Genomic DNA, 17,416 nt, shown 5'->3' with positions numbered 1-17,416 from the left:
GCGCGAGGCCGTCGTGCGGGGGTTACGCGGCGGGCTAGTTCGAGACTGACTCGAACTTCCACATCGGCGCGATGGTCTTGCCCTGCAGATCATCGATGTTCGCGGTGCTGCCGGGCAGTGTCAGCACGAAGCAGTAGTGCTGTGCGGCGCCGGGGTCGGTGCTGGTGGCGCCGGCCGGCAGGTTCTGCGACGCGCCAGCAATGGTGTTGAGGTTCACGTTCGAGAGGTCGGTGATCGCAGTGCCCCAGCCAGAGGTGTCGAATGCGGCGGGGGTGCAGTTCGGTGCGGTGGGCGCGCTCGACGTGTACACGCTGACCCGCATCGCAGCCCAAAGCTCTGGGCTGGTAGGTGCAGTGCCGCTAGTGAAGTCGGGATTCGGAGTAGCGCCCTGGAGTGTGACGTCTCCGGCGATCGAACCAGCGACCGTGCGGAGCGACACCGGGGCGTATATCGGCGAATCGGGCACCATGGCCGTCGGGTTGACGGTGAACTGGAGTTCGCCACCTGCCGGGGTCTCCTCGTCGGTCCAGGCCCCCGCGGCGAGCGCCGGGTCGGTGTTCTGCTGCACCTCGAATGTGCTGGTGCCGATCCCTGGATCACCGTCCGCGCCGCCCCAGACCCACTCGGAGTCGTTCCACGACGCGAGCGTGTAGGTGGCGCCGACTCCGACGACGAGCAGGCCCGCCGCGACCGCCGCGATCTTGCGATTTCTGCGTGACGAACGTGATGAAGATGATGTGGACATGCGTTTGACCCTTCCCCGGGGTAAAGCGAGGGGATCCATCGACTCTTCGACCCCATTTGTCGAAGTAGGAGTATCGAACGGCCCCCTGCCGCCGAACCCTCCGCCGCAGTGCGGTTTTCGGGCTTGGTGAAGAGAACGATATCAGCTTGGACACCGTCCCACAATTTCGAAATCTGAGCGTTGTTGTGGAGTCTGCAATGCGTCGCAGTAGTGGACCTTGTGCGTCTCAGTAGTGCGGCTCATCGGATGGCACCGGGACGTGCGGAGGAGGGAGGAACGGGACAGCCCCGACGCTTCCGAAGATGCGCCGGGGCTGATCCCTGGAGATGAAACCGCGGTTACGGCATCAGGCGGTTCGGGCCGCGGAAGAGGTAGGTCGTCTCGCGGATCGACGGCTGATGCAGCATGAGCATGAGCACGCGGTTCAGACCCATGCCGAAGCCGCCGTGCGGGGGCACGCCGTAACGGAAGAAGTCGAGGTAGAACGCGAGCTCCTTCGGGTCCATGCCCTTGTCGAGCGCCTGCGCCTCGAGCACCTCGATGCGGTGTTCGCGCTGCGCGCCCGTCGAGATCTCGGTGCCGCGGTAGATGAGGTCGTAGCTGTTGGTCAGCGACGCGTCATCCTCGTGGCGCATGTGGTAGAACGGGCGGATCGACGACGCGTAGTCGGTGAGGAAGACGAACTCGCTGCCGTACTTCTCCTCGACGTAGGCGGCGATCTGGCGCTCGCCCTCCGGGTCCATGTCGGCGTCGGCGCGGGGCACCTCGTAGCCGCGCTCCTTCACGATCTCCTTGGCCTCGGCCAGCGGGATACGCGGGAACGGGCGGGCGGGGACCTTGATCTCGATGCCGAAGAGCTGCTCGATCTCGGCGCCGTGCTTCTTCTTGACCGCGGTGAGGCCGGCGACAATGAGCTCCTCGTGCAGCTCCATCACGTCCTCGTGCGAGTCGATCCAGCTCAGCTCGGTATCGACCGAGGTGAACTCGGTCGCGTGGCGCGAGGTGAACGAGGGATCGGCGCGGAACGCGGGCCCGACCTCGAAGATGCCGCCGAAGCCTGCCGCCTGCGCCATCTGCTTGAAGAACTGCGGGCTCTGCGCGAGGAACGCCTGGCCCTCGAAGTACTCGACCTCGAAGAGCTCGGCGCGCGACTCCGACGCCGACGCCATGAGCTTCGGAGTCTGGATCTCGATGAAGCCGCGGTCGACCCACACCTGGCGCAGCGCGTGCAGGAAGGCCGTCTGCGCGCGGAAGACGAGGTTCTGCTCGGGGCGGCGCAGATCGAGGAAGCGCCAGTCGAGGCGTACGTCGATGTTCGAGTCGTCGGCGACCGGGTTGTCGGGCAGCGCCTTCGCGACGACCTCGATGGTCTCGATCTGGATCTCGACGCCGCCGAGCTTCACGCGCTCGTTGTGCTGCAGCTCGCCCGTCACGGTCACGAAGGTGCCGTGGGTGAGCTCGGAGATGGTGTGCGTGCGGGGCACGAGGATGTCGGAGCGCGGGTTCTCGGGGTCGGGCTCGCGCAACACGCCGCCGTTCACCAGCTGCACCGCACCGCTCTCGTCGCGCAGCACGACGAACTGCACGTACCGCTGGTCGCGCACCTTCTCGACCCAACCGGAAACTCGTACGAGGCCGTCTTCGCGGGCGGCCAGGTCCTTGATCAATACACGCTCAGTCACCCGAGACAGTCTACGTGACGAAACCCGTGCGCCGATCGCGCGGGCCATGAGGATCGCGCGAAGGCGCCGGACACCTGTCGGACACCCGGATGTGTTAGCACAGAGGGTATGAACTCCGACGCCTCGCCGCCGCTCGGCGGTACGCGCGCCCTGATCCAGTCGCACCTGCCGTCGCTCGTGCCGAGCGAGCGCCGTGTCGCAGAGGCCTGCATCGACGACCCCGTGGCGGTCGCGCGCATGTCGGTCGCCGACCTCGCGGGCCGAGCCGACGTGTCGCCCGCGACGGTCGTGCGGGCCTGCCAGCGCATGGGGTTCGGCGGCTTCCAGCGTCTCAAGGAGCTGCTCATCAGGGATCAGGCGTCGCCCCCGGCGTCGCTCGCGCCGGGCGGCGAGGCGGCGGTCGACACCGGTCATCCCGTGGAGCAGGTGTTCTCGAGCGCCATCGACGGCATCCACGGCGCCCTCGGCGCGCTCGACTTCTCGGCCTTCGACGCGGCCGCGCTCAGCATCCGCGACTGCGGTCGCCTGCTCGTCGTCGGCAACGGCGCCTCGCTCGCCCCCGCGCAGTCGGTCGCCCTGCACTTCCTCACGAGCGGCCGGGTCTGCGAAGCCCCGGTCGACATCGTCGCCCAGCACATCGCCGCCAAGCTGCTGAAGCCGGGCGACGTCTGCCTCGCGGTGAGCGACAGCGGCATGAACCATTTCACGCTGCGCTCGGCGCAGCTCTCGGCCGAGGCGGGCGCCACCGTGATCGGGGTGACGAGCTACGGCGGCTCGGAGCTCGCGCAGGTCGCAGACCATGCGCTCGTCGCCGGGGCCGGCTTCCACAACTGGAACAGCAGCCATGTGGCCGGCAACATCGTGCAGATGCTGCTGCTCTCGGCGCTGCACGCGGCGTCGCTCGGCGGGCTCCCCGACACGATCACTGCGCAGCGGGCCTCGATCGCCGAGGCGAAGACGATGGTCGTGCCCGCCGAAGACTGAGGCGCGTTCACCCGCCGTTCCGCTCGTTCATCTTCGCGCGACGGAATTCAGGCGAACGGCGGCTCCCGTTCGCCTGCCCCTCCCGAACCGTTCACCCTCGGCCTCCAATCTGGAATCAAGCGTTTCCTGCATTCCGCAGTTCATGAAATTCGATTCCCTGGAGGTGGCCGGTGGCTCGGCTCGTGCTCAATCAGATCTCGCGAGAGTTCGGTGACTTCACCGCGACCGATCGCGTCAGCCTCGACATCGCGGACGGCGAGTTCCTCGTGCTGCTCGGCCCCTCGGGCTGCGGCAAGACCACGCTCCTGCGCATGATCGCCGGCCTGCTCGAACCCACGGGCGGCAGCATCGAGATCGACGGCGATGACATCACGGCGCTGCCGGCGCGCAAGCGCGACCTCGCCATGGTGTTCCAGAGCTACGCCCTCTACCCGCACCTGTCGGTCGAGAAGAATCTCGCATTCCCGCTCAAGGTGCGACGCACCCCGAAGGCGGAGATCGCCCGCCGGGTGCGCGAGGCCGCCGACGCCGTCGAGATCGGGCACCTGCTCGACCGCAAGCCGAAGGAGCTCTCGGGCGGTCAGCGCCAGCGCGTCGCCCTGGCCCGCGCTCTCGTGCGCGAGCCGAAGGCCTTTCTCATGGACGAGCCGCTCTCGAACCTCGACGCGAAGCTGCGCACCGCTACCCGCCGCGAACTCGCGGCGCTGCATCGGAAGCTCGGCGCGACGTTCGTCTACGTCACCCACGATCAGGTCGAGGCGATGACGATGGCGACGAAGATCGCCCTGCTGAACCGGGGCCGCGTCGAGCAGTACGGCACTCCCGAAGAGCTCTACGACACCCCGAGCTCGGTGTTCGCCGCCGGGTTCCTGGGCTCTCCCGCGATGAACCTGCTCGACGCCACCCTCACCACGACCGACGGCCACATCTCGGTCTTCGCCCCGGGCACCGAGGCAATGCTCTGGCAGGGCGCGACCCCCGAGCGCGACATCGTCGTCGGCGTGCGTCCCGAGCACCTCGCGATCTTCGCGGGCGGCTCGGCCGAAGCGGTGCCGACTGCAGGGATCGCGCTGCGCGGCACCGTCGAGCTCATCGAGAACCTCGGCCGCGAACAGCTCGTGCACTGCCGCATCGGCGACGACCGTGTCACCGCCGCCTGCGATCGCGACGAGCGCTGGGAGGTCGGCGAGCTCGTCGTGCTGACCGCCCCGACGGCGCGCGTGCACCTCTTCGACCGCGACAGCGGCCGCCGCCTCGAGTGGCAGCCCGAGCGCACGGCGATCCCTGCAGCCGCCGATACCGCGAGCACTGCCGCCGCGCACGTCGCCCTGCCCGCACACTAGCCCCCCCATCAGTCCAGCCGCATCACCCTCCTGAAAGGACCCACCCACATGCGACTTCGACGCACACTCGCCTCCGGCGCCTGCGCCATCATCGCGAGCGTCGCCCTCGCCGCCTGCTCGTCGGGCTCGGCCGCCACCGATTCGGCCGCCGCCGTCGTGCCGAAGCTCGGTGCAGATGAGCAGGTCGAGATCGTCTTCGAGAGCTACAACCTCACGCAGGCCGGTGTCTGGACCGACACCGTGAACCAGCTGATCTCGGAGTTCGAAGAGGCCAACCCGAACATCACCGTGAAGGCGCAGCCGACGCAGGGCGCAGCCGCGGCCTCCGGCAACTACGTCGGCAGCGTGCAGACGCAGCTGCTCGCCGGCAAGGCGCCCGACGTCGCCCAGCTCACCTTCGACGCGCTCGAGTACACGGCGACCCAGCTCGGCGCGAAGCCGCTCTCGGACATCGTGGAGGCGGAGGAGCTCGAGGCGCACTTCGGCGGCGAGAATCCGATGCACCCGAACGCGAAGGTGCTCGCCGACTGGGACGGCAAGACCTACGGCATGCCCTACGTCTTCTCGACCCCGGTGCTCTTCACCAACGCCGACATGCTGCAAGCCGCCGGCGTCGAGGGCACCCCTGACCTCAGCACCTGGGACCAGGTCGAGAAGGTTGCGGCGCAGGTCTCGGCGCACACCGGCAAGCCGTCGCTCGACATCAACTGCACCGTCAAGGGCGGTCACTGGTGCATGCAGGGCCTGTTCAAGTCGAACGGCGCCGAGGTGCTCTCGGAGGATCGCACGACGATCGGCTTCGGCTCGCCCGAGGCGGTCGAGACCGTCGAGCGCTTCGCCGAGATGACCGAAGCGGGCGTGCTGCGCAGCGCCGATTCGGCCGCGCAGATGGAGGGCATCGCGAAGGGCGACACCGCCATGATCCTCACCACCTCGGCCCTGCAGGGCATGTTCATGCAGGCCGCCGACGCGGGCGGCTGGACCCTCGAAGCCGCCGCGATGCCCGCGTTCGACGGACAGGAAGCCGTGCCGACGAACTCCGGCTCCGCGCTCTTCGTGCTCAGCGACGACCCGGCCAAGCAGCGCGCCGGATGGGAGCTCATCAAGTTCCTCACCAGCGACCGCGCCTACGAGCTCATCTCGAGCCAGATCGGATACCTGCCGCTGCGCACCGGGCTCGTCGAAGAGGGCGGCGCGCTCCACGACTGGGCTCAGCAGAACCCGCTCATCGAGCCGAACCTCGCCCAGCTCGACCGCATGCAGCCCTGGGTCTCGTACCCCGGCAACAGCTACGTGCAGGTCGACGACCTGCTCGCCACCGCCATCGAGGAGGTCGTGTACTTCGGCAAGCCCGCAGAGGCGACCATGACCGATGCCGCCGACCGCGCCCAGGCGCTGATCGGCTAGGGGTCGCAATGAGCACCATCGTCGACACCTACGCCGCCGGCCCCGCGATCTGCATCGAGGGCACCTACAACTTCCGCAGCACCGCGGGCTACCCGGCCGCGGGCGGAACGATCCGGCCGAACAGCCTCCTGCGCTCGGACGCGCTGCACCGCCTCGGCGCCCGCGGCATCGCGCAGTTCGCCGAACAGGGCATCGTGCGGGTCATCGACCTGCGCGACGAGACCGAGGTGCGCACCTCCCCGAGCGTCTTCGCGAGCGACGAGCCCACCCGCGGCAGCGCCATCGAGACCGTGCACCACCCGATCTTCGCGGGTGCGGCGATGCCGACGACCCGGACGGTGCCCTCGCTCGAAGAGATCTACCGCGCTATCGCCACCGATCGCGTCACCGCGCTCGTCGGCGCCGTGCGGCTGATCGCCGACGCCCCGGCCGGCGGCGTGCTCGTGCACTGCACCGCGGGCAAGGATCGCACCGGCATGGTCGTCGCCACGGCGCTCGCCGCCGTCGGCGTGCCCCGCGAGCAGGTGGTCGCCGATTACGCCGCGAGTGCCGACAACCTCGCCGGCGAGTGGGCCGACCGCATGATCGCGTCGTTCTCGGAGCGCATGCCCGGCCCGATCAACGAGGCCGTGCGCGAGCTCGTCAGCGCGAGCCCGGCCGAGGCGCTGGGCTCCGCGCTCGACGTGATCGACGAGCAGTACGGCGGCGTGGAGCCCATGCTGCTCGGCCACGGCTTCGACCCCGCCGCCCTCGAGCGGCTGCACGCCCGGCTCGTCGGCTGATCCCTGATTCCCATCGCACAGCACGAACAAGAAGAGAGGCACAGAAATGACCAACACCCAGCATCCTCCGGTCGAGCACTTCATCCTGCACATCAGCGACACCCACTTCGTCGGCGGCGCCGAGAAGCTGCACGGCTCGATCGACAGCGACGCGAACCTCGCCCGCCTGTTCGAGGACTTCGCACGCAGCCAGGCCCGCCCCGAGGCGATCGTCTTCACCGGCGACCTCGCCGACACGGGCGACGCCGACGCCTACGAGCGCCTGCGCGCCATCGTCGAGCCCGCCGCCGAGAAGATCGGCGCCCAGGTGATCTGGGTCATGGGCAACCACGACACCCGCACGCCGTTCCGCAAGGCTCTGCTCGACTCCGACGCCGGCGAAGAGAGCGTCGACATGGTGTACGACGTGAACGGCCTGCGCATCATCGCCCTCGACTCGACCGTGCCCGGTCAGCACCACGGCGAGATCACCGACGAGCAGTACGCCTGGCTCGCCGACGTGCTCGCGACCCCCGCCCCCGGCGGCTCGGTCATCGCGCTGCACCACCCGCCGGTGCCCTCGCTCATCGAACCGATCGCATTCGTCGAGCTGCAGGATCAGGCGCGCTTCGCCGAGGCCATCCGCGGCACCGACGTGCGCGCCGTGCTCGGCGGGCACCTGCACTTCAACACCTTCAGCGAGATCGGCGGCGTGCCCGTCTCGGTAGCCTCGGCCACCTGCTACACGCAGGATCTGAACGTCGAACCGGGCGCCATGCGCGGCCAGGACGGCGCGCAGGGCTTCAACCTCGTGCACTTTTACGGCGACCGCGTCATGCACACGGTCGTGCCGATCGGCGAGTTCTCGACGGTGTACGAGGCGACGGCCGAGCAGCTGGCCTCGTGGACCTCGCTCTCGATCGCGGAGGCGAACGAAGAGATGGCGAAGAGCCTGAACGCGGATCCCGCCGCGGAGCCCGAGCCCGCGCTCGCCTGAGCGGCCCGCCCGATCCGTGCGGGCGGGGCCCGGCCCCGCCCGCCGATCCGCCCGCACACCCCTCACCACCCAGTAGAACGGAACGACCGTTGTTCACCGAGGTTCTCCCGCCGGCAGCCGCACTCGCAGCGGCGGAGCCGATCCCTGAAACCGCATCGACCCCTGAACCAGCCGCGCGTACCCGGCGTGCCCGGCGCACCCGCGCCAAGCGCGCCCGGAGCACCGAGCGCTTCACGATCGCCCCCTACCTCTACGTGCTCCCCGCGGTCGTGCTGCTGCTCGTCTGGACCTACATCCCGCTCGTGCAGACCTTCGAGCTCTCCTTCTTCGACTGGAACCTGATTCCGACCCAGCCGAAGACTCCGGTCGGTCTCGAGAACTACGCGACCGTGCTGAGCCTGCCCGAGCTGCACCAGGCGCTCTGGAACACCGTGCTCTACATCGGAGCCTTCCTCGTGCTCTCGGTCGCGCTGCCGGTCGTGTTCGCGCTGATCTCGCGCCGCGTCGCGGGCCGGGCGAAGACCGTCTACCAGGCCCTCATCTTCGTGCCGTTCCTCGTCACGCCGGTCGCGACGAGCGCGGTCTGGCGGTGGCTGTTCGCGCCCGAGGGCGGCACGATCCCTGCCGTCGCCCGCACCCTCGGCATCGAGATGGGCAACGTCTTCCGAGAACCCGAATCGTCGATGTGGGCCGTCATCGTGATCGTCGGCTGGCAGATGCTCGGCTTCGGCGTGCTCGTCGTCTCGGCCGGCCTCGCGGGCATCAGCCCCGACTACGGGCACGCCGCCGCGACCGACGGCGCCACCGAGCGCCAGATCACGTGGCGCGTCACTCTGCCGCTGCTGTCGCCCTCGCTCGTGTTCCTCGCGCTCATGACCATCCTGCTCTCGGCGCAGTGGACCTTCCCGATCATCGACCTCGTCACACAGGGCGGCCCGAGCAACTCGTCGACGAACATCTACTACCTGCTCTACCAGTTCGGCTTCCGCAACTTCGACGCCGGACTCTCGGCCGCAGCGGGCACGCTCTTCTTCATCGCGTTCGGGCTCATCGCGCTCGTCTTCGTCGAACTCTCCGAGAAGCTCAGCTTCCACGACAACTGAGCCGTCACACCTCCCAGGAGCACACTTCCATGACCTTCACCCTCGTCGCCCCGCAGCACCTCGGCGCCCTCGACCCGGTCGACATCAGCAAGCCGGCCGCCGCCGGCACCCGCCCCGGTGCCGCCTCCGATGCTCCCGACGCCGCCGACGCCGCAACCCGGGCGCTCGCCCGGAGCCGCACCCGCCGCAGGCTCGCGAACATCCCCGCGTTCGTGCTGCTCACGGTGCTCGCGATCATCTCGGTGTTCCCGATCTACTGGATGTTCGTCACGGCCTTCCGGCCCGCCGATCAGATGCTGTCGACGAACCCGCTGCCCGGCCCGTTCAGTATCGAGAACTTCGAGTACGTGTGGAGCACCATCCCCATCCTCGGCATGCTCGCGAACACCTTCGGCATGGCGCTCGGCCTCGCCGTCGGGCAGCTGTTCATCGCGATCCTCGCGTCGTACGGCTTCGCGCGCTGGTCGTTCCGCGGCCAGAAGGTCCTGTTCCTGCTCTTCGTCGGTTCGTGGCTCGTGCCGTTCCAGGTGACGATGATCCCGAACTACGTGCTCATCTCGAAGCTCGGCCTGCTCAACACGGTGCTCGGCGTCATGATCCCGCAGCTCGCCGCCGCGTTCGCCGTGATGCTGCTCAAGCAGCACCTCGACTCGTTCCCGCGCGAACTGCTCGAGGCGTCGTCGATGGACGGCCGGGGCGCGTGGCGCACGCTGTGGGAGGTCGTGGTACCGAACCTGCGCCCGGCGCTCGCCGCGCTCGGCATCATGCTGTTCATCAGCGCGTGGAACGAGTACCTGTGGCCCGCGCTCATCATGCAGCAGGGCGATGCGCTCATCCAGGTCGGCATCCGCGGCTTCCTCGGCGCCGAGGGCAACAACTGGGGCGCCGTGATGGCGGCGAGCGCGATGGCATGCCTGCCGATCCTGCTCATCTACATCTTCCTGCAGCGCTACGTGGTCGACGCCTTCGTGCGCTCGGGGCTCAAGTAGGGGTTCTGGCGCCGGACGCTTCGGGTGAACCCGAAGCGTGGAGCCTGATGCACCGCTGGGCGCGTCTCAATGGTGCATCAGGCTCCACGCTTTCGAGATCCGCGCCTGGTCGTGATGCGCGCCCCCGCGCCCGCGCTCAGATCTGGTAGTCGAGCTCGCGGTAGGCGCCGCGGTGGAAGACGAGGGGCTCGCGCTCGGGGGAGTGGTGCAGCGCTGCGACCCGCACGAGGAAGATGAGATGGTCGCCCGCCTCGATCTCCCGGTCGATGCGGCCGGCCACCCAGCCCGCGGTGCCGGCGAGCAGCGGTGCCCCGTTCGCTTCGGCCGGCACCCACTCGACGCCCTGCCACTTGTCGGTGCCCGAACGAGCGAACTGGGCGCTCAGGTGCTGCTGGGCGGTGCTCAGGAAGTTGATGGCGATGCGCCCCGTGTCCCGCACGGCGGCGAGGCTGCGCGAGGTGCGCGCGACCGAGAACGACACGAGCGGCGGGTCGATCGAGACGCTCGTGAACGACTGGCAGGTGAAGCCCACCGGGCCGGCGCCGGTCGCCGTCGTGATGACCGTGACGCCCGAGGGGAAGGCGCCCATGACGTCGCGGTAGGCGCGCGGTTCGAAGACGGCGTCGGGCGGGGCGTCGAGGGTGGTGGGGGCGGGCTCGGTACGGGTGGCGGCGTGCGCGGGCATGCGGCTCCTTGCGGGTGGGTTCAGCCAGGGATCGTGCAGCCAGCGTAGGTCTCGCCGAGCGGTCGCTGCCACCCCATTCGCAACAAAAGGTAATGGCACCCATTCCGTTACCGAATGTTTCAGTGCGGCTGCGCGGGTGGGGCCGAGCGGCCTAGCCTCGTCTCCATGCCGCACACGACTCACCCCGAAGCCCCGAGCACCGCACCCCCGCACGCCGACGCCGCGCCGTTCACCGTCGGCGTCGCCCTCGACGGCGCCGGGGCGCACCCCGCCGCCTGGCGCGAGCCCGACGCCGACGCGAGCGCGCTCTTCGCCCCCGCCCACTGGCAGCGCCTCGTCGGCGAACTCGACGACGCCGGTGCCGACTACGTCGCCCTCACCGATGCGCTCGCGCCGCAGCACGAGCTCCTCGGGGCCGGGGCCGGCAGCGAGAACGGGGTGACCGGGCGCCTCGACGCGCTCCTGCTGCTCAGCTGGATCGCCCCTCGTACGCACCGCATCGGGCTCATCCCGACCGTCACTACGACGCACACCGAACCCTTCCACGTCGCCACCGCGCTGCAGACCCTCGACCACGTCTCGAGCGGCCGCGCCGGCTGGCAGCTGCGCATCTCGGCGAGCGCCGCCGAGGCCGACGCCTTCGGGCGCCGTGAGGCCCCCGCCATCGACGCCGCGGCGGTGCTCGCAGGCGAAGGCGACGCCGCCCTCGACGAACTGCTCGCCGAGGCCGCCGACGTCGCCGAGGTGACGAGCCGCCTCTGGGACAGCTGGGAGGACGACGCGATCATCCGCGACGCCGCGACCGGCCGCTTCCTCGACCGCAACCGCCTGCACCACGTGCGTTTCGAGAGCGCCCGCTTCAGCGTCGCCGGCCCCTCGATCGTGCCGCGCTCGCCGCAGGGGCGACCGCCCGTCGCGCTGCTCGCCCACTCCGACGCCGTCTACCGGCTCGCAGCCGAGGCCGCCGACGTCGTGTTCGTCACGCCGGAACCGCAGGACCCGGGCAGCAGCACTTCCGGCGGCCGTTCGGCGGACGACATCGTCGCCGCCGTGCGCCGTGCCGAAGCGGAGGCCCGGGCCTCGGGGCGGCGCCGCGAACGGGAACCGCTGCGCATCGTCGCCGACCTCGTGGTCGCGCTCGACGGCGCTGGCGACGGCGCGGGCACCGGAGTCGGCGAGACCGGAGCCGAACGACTCGCCCGCCTCGATGCGTTGGGCCCGGTGCTCCGGAGCGACGCCCGGGTCGGGACCGGCACGGCCGCCGAGATCGCCGACCTCATCGCCGCGTGGCGCGAGGCGGGCATCGAAGGCGTGCGGCTGCGCCCCCTCGCCCAGCCGGCCGACGTGCACGCGATCGCCCGCGACCTGCTGCCCGAACTGCACCGCCGCGGTCTCGCTCAGGCGATCCCTGTCGAAGCAGACACCCCGTCGCTGCGCGAGCGCTTCGGACTCGACGCCGCCATCAACCGATACGCCGCGGCAGCGGCGCAGACCGAGGAGGTCGCAGCATGACCGCGCAGCGCCCAGTGCATCTCGTCGCCCACTTCCCGGGCGTCAACAGCCAGACCGTCTGGAGCGACCCGCGGTCGGGCAGCCAGATCGACTTCGATTCGTTCCGCCGCTTCGCGCAGACCGCCGAGCGCGGCTTCTTCGACTACGTCTTCCTCGCCGAAGGGCTGCGCATGCGCGAGCACGGCGGCGAGATCCACGACCTCGACGTCGCGGGCCGCCCGGCCACCCTCCCCGTCCTCGCGGCGATGGCCTCGGTGACCGAGCACATCGGCGTCGTCGGCACGCTCTCGAGCACGTTCAACGAGCCGTACGAGCTCGCGCGCCAGCTCGCCACGATCGACCACCTCTCGGGCGGCCGGGTCGGGTGGAACGTCGTCACCTCCTCCGACGCCTTCCATGGCGGCAACTTCCGCCGCGGCGGCTTCCTGCCCTACCCCGAGCGCTACGAGCGCGCCGCCGAGTTCGTGGCCCTCGCGAAGCGGCTCTGGGCATCGTGGCAGCCCGGAGCAGTGACCGCCGATGCCGCGGGCGGCCGGTTCGTCGACCCCGGCCTCGTGCAGCGCGTCGACCACGACGGCAAGCACTTCGGCATCTCGGCGACCGGCACCGTGCCGCGCAGCCCCCAGGGCTACCCGGTCATCGTGCAGGCGGGCGACTCGCCCGCCGGGCGCGACTTCGCCTCCGAGCACGCCGAGATCATCTTCTCTCGGCACAACGACTTCGCCGACGGCCAGCGCTTCTACGCCGACGTCAAGGGGCGCCTCCCCGCCGTCGGCCGCGATGAGGGCGGCCTGCTGATCCTGCCCGCCGCGACCTTCGTGATCGGCGACACTGCCGAGGATGCGCGCGAACGCTCGCGCGAGATCGCATTCCAGCAGATCAGCGAGCCGACGGCCCTCGCCTGGATCGAGGCCGTGTGGGGCCGCGAGCTCCCGGGGCTCGACCCGAACGGCCCGCTGCCCGCGAGCGCGCCCGGCGACGGCGCCCGCCGCGAGGGGCAGCACAACCCGCAGCTCGTCGACCGCATCTCGAACGCCCGCCGCCTGCGCGAACGCGCCGAACGCGAGGGGCTCACGCTGCGCGAGCTCGTCGTCGCCGAGACCGCCGACCACACCTTCGTCGGCACCCCGGAGTTCATCGCCGGCGAGATCGACCGCTACGTGCAGGGCCGCGCCTCCGACGGCTTCGTTCTCGTACCGCACCTCACGCCGGGCGGGCTCGACGAGTTCGTCGACCGCGTCGTGCCGCTGCTGCAGGAGCGCGGCGTCTTCCGCACCGAGTACCCGGGCCAGCGCGACCCCGGGGCGACGCTGCGCACTACGCTCGGGCTGTCGGCGCCTCCGGGCCTCGCGGGCGCCGAGCCTGCTCCCGAGCGCGTCGAGCCCGCCGAGCGAGTGGCCGCATGAGCGGCGGGGCGACGAGCCCCGGCGCGCCCCTCGGCCCGGGCTACGCATTCGAGCGAGTCGACTACCACGACCCGCTCGCGGCGCCCCTGCTCCGGGACCTCGAACGCGAGTACGACGAGCGCTACGGCAGCGACATCATGGGCGAGCCCGCGATCGTCGAGATCGAGCGGTACCCGGCCGAGCGCTTCGCCCCGCCCCTCGGCGCGTTCATCCTGCTGCTGCACGACGGCGCACCCGTGTCGGGCGGAGCGTTCATGCCGTTCGACGAGACGACCGCCGAGGTGAAGCGGGTGTGGACGAGTGCCGAACGCCGCGGCGAGGGCCTCGCCCGCCACGTGCTCGCCGAGCTCGAGCTCGAGGCGGCGCGCCTCGGCTACGCGCGCATCTACCTGACGACCGGGCCGCGGCAGCCCGAGGCACGCGCGCTCTACCTCGCCACCGGGTACACGCCGCTCTTCGACACCGCCCTCACGGGCGAGGAGATCGGCGGCCCGCTGGCGTTCGAGAAGGCGCTGGCCGGGGCCGCGGATCTCGCGGAGACGGCGGCGTGAACGCGGCCGGCGGGCCTCCGAGCGCGGTGCAGGCGGATGCCGTGCGCGTCGTCGGCATCGGCGCCGGGCCCGCCGGCATCATGGTGCTCGAGCGGCTGCTCGCGAACCACGCCCGCGACACCCCCGAGCTGCGGCTCGATATCACCCTGGTCGACCCGCACGAGCCGGGCGGCGGCCGCATCTGGCGGCGCGCTCAGTCGCCGCTCCTGAAGCTCAACACGATGCTGCGCGACGACTCGGTGTTCACCGACGCCTCCTGCGAGATCGACGGGCCGGTCGTGCCCGGCCCCTCGCTCGCCGAGTGGGTCGACGGCGTGCGCGCCGGGCGCATCGCGCGGCCGGCGTGGTGGGATGCGCGGCTCGAGCGCGAACTGCACGAGGTCACGGGCACCTCATTCCCGACCCGACGACTCAACAGCGCCTACCTCGAGTGGGCCTATCGCGAGATCGTCGCGCGGGCGGCGCCCTCCGCGTCGGTGACGTGGGTCAGGGATCGCGCGGTCTCCGTCGAGGGCGCGTCGCCCGCCCGCGTGGCCCTCGCCTCGGGCGGCGTGCTCGAGGCCGACCTCGTGCTGCACACGATCGGGCACAACGGCACCGAGCCGTCGAACGCCGCGCAGCGGATCGCCGGCTTCGCACGCGCTCATGGGCTCGCGTACGTGCCGCCCGCGTTCACCGCGGACGTCGACTTCGACTGGGTGGAGCCCGGCGCCGACGTCATCGTGCGCGGCATGGGGCTCGCGGCCGTCGACCTCGTCGTGCTGCTCACCGAGGGGCGCGGCGGAGTCTTCGAGCGCGAAGGCGGGCCCGGCGCGACCGGGCGGCTGCGCTACCGGCCGAGCGGCCGGGAGCCCGTGCTGCACCTCGGGTCGCGCCGGGGCGTGCCGTACCGCTCGAAGGTCACGTCGGAGCTGCGCGGCGACGCTCCCCGCCTCGACTACCTCGGGGCGGCGTTCCACGAGCGCGCGGCGGCCGGCGACCCCCTCGATTTCGACGCCGAGGTGTGGCCGCTCGTCGCGGCCGAGCTGCTCACCGGCTACTACCGAGAGCTGTTCACCGGGCACCCCGAGCACGTACGCGGCGGATGGGCCGAGTTCGCCCCGGCGCTCCGAGCAGCCCTCGCGCGGCCCGGAGGGCACGATTCGGCCGAGCTGTCGGCCCTCATCGCGCAGCACGTGCCCGACCCCCTCGACCGCTTCGACCTCGCATCGTTCGACCGGCCTCTGCAGTTCCCGGGCACCGGTGCAGCAGACGCCGGCAGCGGTGCGGGCGACGGTGCGGGCGGCGGTTCGGGGCCGACGGGCGCTCGCGCCGAAGATGCCGCGCTGCAGCGGCGCCTGCGCGAGCACATCGGGCTCGATCTCGCCCAGCGCACGGCCGCTCGCCGCAGCGCGACCCAGGGGCTCTTCATGGCAGCACTGCACGCGTACATGTCGCTCGCCGACGTACCGCCCGAGCGCTGGAACGCGCGCAGCCGCACCCACTCGCTGCCGCGCCGCTGGCACCCCTACTTCAGCTACCTCGCGAGCGGCCCGCCCGGGCACCGCCTCGAAGAGCTCATCGCGCTCTCCGAGGCGGGCGTCGTGCACTTCCTCGGCGGCGATGTCGCGCTCGAGCTCGACGAGGAGCGCGGGCTCTTCCGCGCATCGGGCAGCGCGCACTCGGCCGGCCGGTCGGTGCGCGCGGAGGCGGAGGCGCGCACCCTGATCGACGCCTGGCTGCCCGAGGCCACGGCGGCGCGAAGCGACAATCCGCTGCTGCGCCAGCTCGTCGCGAGCGGGCAGGCGCGCGAGGTCGCCGTCGTCGACGACGGCTTCGCCGGCAGCACCGGGCAGCTCGCCGTCGAGCCGGACGGCCGCCTGATCGGCGCCGAACGGCAGTACGCGCTCGGCGCGTTCACCGCCGCGCCGACGGGAGGCGCGTTCGCCCGCCCGGGTCTCGACTCGCTGCCCTTCCGCACCTCCGATCGCGTGGCGCGATCCCTGCTGGCCGATGCCGCGGGCCTCGCCACGACGGTGCAGGGCGCTCTCCCTGCGGCCGATCTCGTGCGAGTGTGACGGCTTCCATTACGGAATCTTGCGTCATGTTTCGACGGCGGTTGCGGAGCCCCGGGGCACTGCGCATAAGCTCGCAGCATGTCTCCCATAACAACACGTGATCGAATCGGTGTCGAGGCCGATCCCGGCGCCGCAGCCCCCACCGCCACGGCGATCGCTGCGCCGACCGAGGTCGTCGCAGCCGCGGCTCCCGCAGCCGTGTCTCCGATCGCCGTGGACCGCGTCGTTCCGCTGCGGCACTGGGCTCGCTGGATCGCCAGCGCCGTCGCCGTCTTCCTGCTCGCACAGCTGCTGTGGACCTTCTTCACGAACCCGCAGTGGCGCTGGAACGTCTTCGCCGAGTACTTCTTCAACGCGGCCGTGCTGCGCGGCCTCTGGCTCACGCTCTGGCTCACCGCCGTATCGGCGGTCATCGGCTTCGTGCTCGGCGCGGTGCTCGCCCTCGCCCGGCTCTCGGGCTCGGCGCTCCTGAACTCGTTCGCCTGGGGGTTCATCTGGTTCTTCCGCTCGGTGCCCCTCATCGTGCAGCTCGTCATCTGGTACAACCTCGGCTATCTCTTCCCGAAGCTCGGCATCGGCTGGCCCTTCACCTACGACTTCTGGGTCGTCGAATTCGACACGGTGCGCCTGCTCTCGGCCTCCGTCGCCGCGATCCTCGGCCTCTCGCTGCACCAGGCCGCCTACTCCGCCGAGATCATCCGCGGCGGCCTGCTCTCGGTCGACCAGGGGCAGCTCGAGGCCGCGAAGGCGCTCGGCATCCCGCGCGCCCGCCGCTTCTTCCGCATCGTGCTGCCGCAAGCGCTGCGCGTCATTCTGCCGAACGCGTTCAACGAGGTCATCGGCCTGCTCAAGGGCACCTCGGTCGTGTTCATCGTCGCGCTGCCCGAACTCTTCTACACCGTGCAGGTGATCTACAACCGCAACAGCCAGGTGATCCCGTTGCTGCTCGTCGCCGCCGCCTGGTACACGATCTTCACCACCGTCCTGAGCATCGCCCAGTACTCGCTCGAGCGCCGCTTCGCCCGCGGCACCGCGCGCGAGCTGCCCCCGACGCCCCTGCAGCGGGCCCGGGCCGGCCTGCGCCGCTTCACCGCGGGTGCACGCACCCGCACGCAGAACGCGCCGGCCGTCGCCGCGATCATCGCCGAAGCGCGCTGATCCCTGCAGAGCCCACCACCCGGCCACTGAAAGGCA

The 17,416-nt window shown here is 70.8% G+C and carries 15 protein-coding genes; 12 read left to right on the top strand and 3 right to left on the bottom strand.

Annotation, left to right across the window (positions count from 1 at the left end; all coding sequences use genetic code 11):
* Positions 1 to 34: 34 nt before the first annotated feature.
* Complete coding sequence (locus ACUYTF_RS03640) at positions 35 to 745, bottom strand: SipW-dependent-type signal peptide-containing protein (RefSeq protein WP_434143068.1); 711 nt, start codon at positions 743 to 745, stop codon at positions 35 to 37.
* Between the two features lie 338 nt (positions 746 to 1,083).
* Positions 1,084 to 2,412, bottom strand: coding sequence for an aspartate--tRNA(Asn) ligase (aspS, locus tag ACUYTF_RS03635; RefSeq protein WP_449279587.1), 1,329 nt, complete (start codon positions 2,410 to 2,412; stop codon positions 1,084 to 1,086).
* A 123-nt stretch (positions 2,413 to 2,535) separates the two neighbouring features.
* Here aspS and ACUYTF_RS03630 point away from each other — a divergent pair, with 123 nt between their 5' ends.
* From ACUYTF_RS03630 to ACUYTF_RS03600, 7 genes are all read left to right on the top strand, one after another.
* Entirely contained in the window at positions 2,536 to 3,411 is an 876-nt protein-coding gene (locus ACUYTF_RS03630; RefSeq protein WP_434143069.1) for an SIS domain-containing protein, read from the top strand.
* Positions 3,412 to 3,593: 182 nt separating this feature from the next.
* The gene (locus tag ACUYTF_RS03625) at positions 3,594 to 4,754 is read left to right on the top strand and encodes a sn-glycerol-3-phosphate ABC transporter ATP-binding protein UgpC (protein WP_434143070.1); all 1,161 of its coding nucleotides are present in this window, start codon (positions 3,594 to 3,596) and stop codon (positions 4,752 to 4,754) included.
* A 48-nt stretch (positions 4,755 to 4,802) separates the two neighbouring features.
* A complete protein-coding gene (locus ACUYTF_RS03620; RefSeq protein ID WP_434143071.1) occupies positions 4,803 to 6,161 on the top strand; it encodes an extracellular solute-binding protein in 1,359 nt (452 codons plus the stop codon).
* A gap of 8 nt (positions 6,162 to 6,169) precedes the next feature.
* Positions 6,170 to 6,943, top strand: coding sequence for a tyrosine-protein phosphatase (locus ACUYTF_RS03615; RefSeq protein WP_434143072.1), 774 nt, complete (start codon positions 6,170 to 6,172; stop codon positions 6,941 to 6,943).
* Positions 6,944 to 6,989: 46 nt separating this feature from the next.
* Positions 6,990 to 7,919, top strand: a complete 930-nt coding sequence (locus tag ACUYTF_RS03610) for a metallophosphoesterase (RefSeq protein WP_434143073.1) — start codon at positions 6,990 to 6,992, stop codon at positions 7,917 to 7,919.
* Between the two features lie 89 nt (positions 7,920 to 8,008).
* The gene (locus ACUYTF_RS03605) at positions 8,009 to 9,022 is read left to right on the top strand and encodes an ABC transporter permease subunit (protein ID WP_434143074.1); all 1,014 of its coding nucleotides are present in this window, start codon (positions 8,009 to 8,011) and stop codon (positions 9,020 to 9,022) included.
* Positions 9,023 to 9,051: 29 nt separating this feature from the next.
* Positions 9,052 to 10,011, top strand: coding sequence for an ABC transporter permease subunit (locus ACUYTF_RS03600; RefSeq protein WP_434143075.1), 960 nt, complete (start codon positions 9,052 to 9,054; stop codon positions 10,009 to 10,011).
* Positions 10,012 to 10,147: 136 nt separating this feature from the next.
* On the opposite strand, the gene ACUYTF_RS03595 is transcribed toward ACUYTF_RS03600, so the two are convergent.
* On the bottom strand, positions 10,148 to 10,696 hold the full coding sequence (locus ACUYTF_RS03595) for a flavin reductase (RefSeq protein WP_434143076.1): 549 nt from the start codon (positions 10,694 to 10,696) through the stop codon (positions 10,148 to 10,150).
* A gap of 165 nt (positions 10,697 to 10,861) precedes the next feature.
* Between ACUYTF_RS03595 and ACUYTF_RS03590 the strand changes: the two genes are divergently transcribed.
* From ACUYTF_RS03590 to ACUYTF_RS03570, 5 genes are all read left to right on the top strand, one after another.
* Complete coding sequence (locus ACUYTF_RS03590; RefSeq protein ID WP_434143077.1) at positions 10,862 to 12,208, top strand: LLM class flavin-dependent oxidoreductase; 1,347 nt, start codon at positions 10,862 to 10,864, stop codon at positions 12,206 to 12,208.
* Positions 12,205 to 13,614 carry an NtaA/DmoA family FMN-dependent monooxygenase gene (locus ACUYTF_RS03585; protein ID WP_434143078.1) on the top strand — a complete coding sequence of 470 codons (1,410 nt, stop codon included), beginning with the start codon at positions 12,205 to 12,207 and terminating at the stop codon, positions 13,612 to 13,614. Before ACUYTF_RS03590 ends, ACUYTF_RS03585 begins: the two co-directional genes overlap by 4 nt.
* On the top strand, positions 13,611 to 14,165 hold the full coding sequence (locus ACUYTF_RS03580) for a GNAT family N-acetyltransferase (RefSeq protein ID WP_434143079.1): 555 nt from the start codon (positions 13,611 to 13,613) through the stop codon (positions 14,163 to 14,165). The genes ACUYTF_RS03585 and ACUYTF_RS03580 overlap by 4 nt, the downstream gene beginning before the upstream one ends.
* Complete coding sequence (locus ACUYTF_RS03575) at positions 14,162 to 16,222, top strand: FAD/NAD(P)-binding protein (protein ID WP_434143080.1); 2,061 nt, start codon at positions 14,162 to 14,164, stop codon at positions 16,220 to 16,222. The genes ACUYTF_RS03580 and ACUYTF_RS03575 overlap by 4 nt, the downstream gene beginning before the upstream one ends.
* Positions 16,223 to 16,300: 78 nt before the next feature.
* Entirely contained in the window at positions 16,301 to 17,380 is a 1,080-nt protein-coding gene (locus ACUYTF_RS03570) for an ABC transporter permease subunit (RefSeq protein ID WP_434143081.1), read from the top strand.
* Positions 17,381 to 17,416: the final 36 nt, after the last annotated feature.

The sequence above is a fragment of the Leucobacter sp. GX0328 genome, from assembly GCF_053567315.1.
Note: the sequence above shows the minus strand (reverse complement) of the source record. Positions and strands in the feature narration are given on the sequence as shown.